2 protein-coding genes and 1 pseudogene are annotated in these 2,715 nt (G+C 56.9%); 1 reads left to right on the top strand and 2 read right to left on the bottom strand.

Annotation, left to right across the window (positions count from 1 at the left end; translation table 11 throughout):
- The coding region (locus H6F43_RS03600; RefSeq protein WP_190340745.1) for a RecQ family ATP-dependent DNA helicase at nucleotides 1-701 on the bottom strand (701 nt) is incomplete at its 3' end.
- A gap of 234 nt (nucleotides 702-935) precedes the next feature.
- Here H6F43_RS03600 and purH point away from each other — a divergent pair.
- Nucleotides 936-2,462 (top strand): bifunctional phosphoribosylaminoimidazolecarboxamide formyltransferase/IMP cyclohydrolase, encoded by a 1,527-nt coding sequence (purH, locus tag H6F43_RS03595; protein WP_190340743.1) that lies wholly within the window; start codon nucleotides 936-938, stop codon nucleotides 2,460-2,462.
- Between the two features lie 25 nt (nucleotides 2,463-2,487).
- On the opposite strand, the pseudogene H6F43_RS03590 reads toward purH, so the two are convergent.
- Nucleotides 2,488-2,715: pseudogene (locus H6F43_RS03590) on the bottom strand (MBL fold metallo-hydrolase); the annotation flags it as partial.

The following is a 2,715-nucleotide window of genomic DNA, read 5'->3' as shown; positions in this document are numbered from 1 at the left end:
AATTCCTGATAGGCGTTCTTCTGCTTTGGGCGGACTTCGTAGTAAAGATTAGGACGATTAAAGCTGGCGATGTGGACGTTGGGCGATCGCAGCCCCAACTGAGTCATGATGTCCTGCCGCACACGCTCGGTTGCCGTTGCCGTTAGCGCCATCACGGGCACATCAGGGAAGTGCTCTCGCAGAATATTGATCTGGCGATACTCTGGGCGAAAGTCGTGTCCCCATTCGGAGACGCAGTGCGCCTCATCGATCGCGAATGCGGCAATGCCTGTTCGATTCTGTAGCTGCGGCAAAAACGACGTGAGAAAATCCTGGCTTAGCAAGCGTTCGGGAGCCACGTACAGCAGCTTGATGTGTCCGTCCAGAAGTAGGTGGGTGCGCGCTCGCATTTCGGCAAGTCCCAAGCTGCTATTCAGAAACGTCGCCTGAATCCCGTTGTCCTGAAGCAGTTGCACCTGATCCTGCATCAGGGCAATCAGGGGGGAGACGACGATCGTCAGTCCCGGTTTCAGCAGCGCGGGCAGTTGAAAGCAGAGGGATTTTCCGCCGCCTGTGGGCATGACCACCAGTTGGTCTCGATCTTGCAAGGCGTTTTCAACGATCTGCCGCTGACCCGGACGAAAGCTGTCGTAGCCGAAGTAGTGCTTGAGCGCCTGTTCGGGCGTGATGTCGGTGGTCGAGAGGGGTAGACTGGCAGTCATCGATCGTGCTCATCCATGTGCATTTCGCAGAGTACCCTAAAAGCCCAGGGTCCAGCGTTGGGTTGCAGTATTCTAGTCCTTGAATTGTACCGATAAATCATTTGTCGTCGAAGCTGAGCAAATGTTGACGCGATCGTCCCTGCTTCCAATCAAAATTCCTCCAAACCTCTAGCCCGTAGTCCCTAGCCCCGCTATCCTTAAAGATCTGCCTACGCACGAAGGACGCATTAAGACATGGCACGGTTGGCACTGCTGAGCGTTTCAAACAAAACAGGGTTGGTTGAGCTTGCCCGCCGTTTGGTCGAAGAATTTGGCTTTGATCTGATCAGCAGCGGCGGCACCGCACACACGCTCAAGGATGCCGGACTGCCCGTAACCAAAGTCTCCGACTACACCGGATCGCCCGAAATTCTGGGTGGACGAGTCAAGACGCTGCACCCCCGCATTCACGGTGGCATTTTGGCGCGACGAGACGTGCCGCAAGACGTGGAAGATTTAGCGGCGCAGCAGATTCGCCCGATCGACCTCGTCGTGGTCAACCTCTACCCGTTCCAGCAGACCATTGCCAAACCCAATGTCACCTTGGCAGAGGCGATCGAGCAAATTGACATCGGCGGTCCGGCGATGCTGCGGGCGTCCGCCAAAAATTTTGCCCATCTGACCGTGCTGTGCAATCCCGACCAGTACGAGGGCTATCTGCAAAATCTGCGGCAGAACAGTGACGCATCGCTGGAATTTCGGCAGGCGTGTGCGCTAGCGGCGTTTCGACATACAGCAGAGTACGATCGCGCGATCGCTGCCTATCTAGAAGGGGACGTGCCATCTACATTCACGCTGTCTGGGGAACCTGTGCAGGCGTTGCGCTACGGAGAAAACCCGCATCAGCCAGCGTCGTGGTATCAAACCACAACGACGACGGGATGGGCAGCAGCGACAAAGCTGCAAGGCAAGGAGTTGAGCTACAACAACCTGGTCGATTTAGAAGCAGCGCGGCGGATAATCGCCGAGTTTACCGCAGACGGGTCTCCTGCAGCCGCGATCCTCAAGCACACGAATCCGTGCGGCGCCGCCTTGGGCGACACGCTGGTAGAGGCATACACCAAAGCGTTTAATGCCGATTCCGTGTCTGCATTTGGCGGCATTGTGGCGCTGAACCGGGCGATCGACGCTGCTACGGCTAGCGAACTCAGCAAAACCTTTCTGGAATGCATCGTGGCTCCAGGCTGTGAGCCAGACGCACAGGTGATTTTAAGCAAAAAGCAAAATCTGCGGGTGCTAGTGCTGCCCGATTTCCAAAGCGGTCCTGCTCAGACGGTGAAGGCGATCGCAGGTGGCTTTCTGGTACAAACCTCGGATGACACGATCGCCCCGCCGGACCAATGGAAACTTGTCACAGAAAAGTATCCGACTGCCGCTGACCTGGAAGAACTCCTGTTTGCCTGGAAGATCTGCAAGCACGTCAAATCGAACGCGATTGTTGTAACGCGCGATCGCGCGACGCTCGGCGTTGGAGCCGGACAGATGAATCGCGTCGGCTCGGTGAAAATTGCCCTAGAGCAAGCAGGTGAACAGGCATCGGGAGCCGTCCTTGCCAGCGATGGCTTCTTCCCGTTTGATGACTCGGTGCGAACGGCCGCAGCGGCTGGTATTCGGGCGATCGTGCAGCCCGGAGGCAGCCTACGCGACCAAGATTCGATTACTGCCGCTAACGAACTCGGCATCGTCATGGTGCTGACGGGAATGCGGCACTTTCTGCACTAGCGAGACGGCTTGGGTCATTGCTCGTTTACAGCGCTGCTGTCTCGATCGCTGCGATCTGGTCGTAGGCGTCTTCTACGGCCAGTTTGCCGCGCAAAAAACCCGTATTTGCGCCAGGGCAGAGGTAATGCAGCGTTTCAGACGAAAAGCGATCGCGCAATCGCTGCACGCTCTGAAGCTGTCTGCGCCAGTGAAAGGTTTTAGAGGTGCGAATGGGCGCAATCCCACCGTCTGGACTGGGCAGCAAATGCCGACC

Source organism: Leptolyngbya sp. FACHB-36, assembly GCF_014695955.1.
Lineage (GTDB): Bacteria > Cyanobacteriota > Cyanobacteriia > Leptolyngbyales > Leptolyngbyaceae > FACHB-36.
Note: the sequence above shows the minus strand (reverse complement) of the source record. Positions and strands in the feature narration are given on the sequence as shown.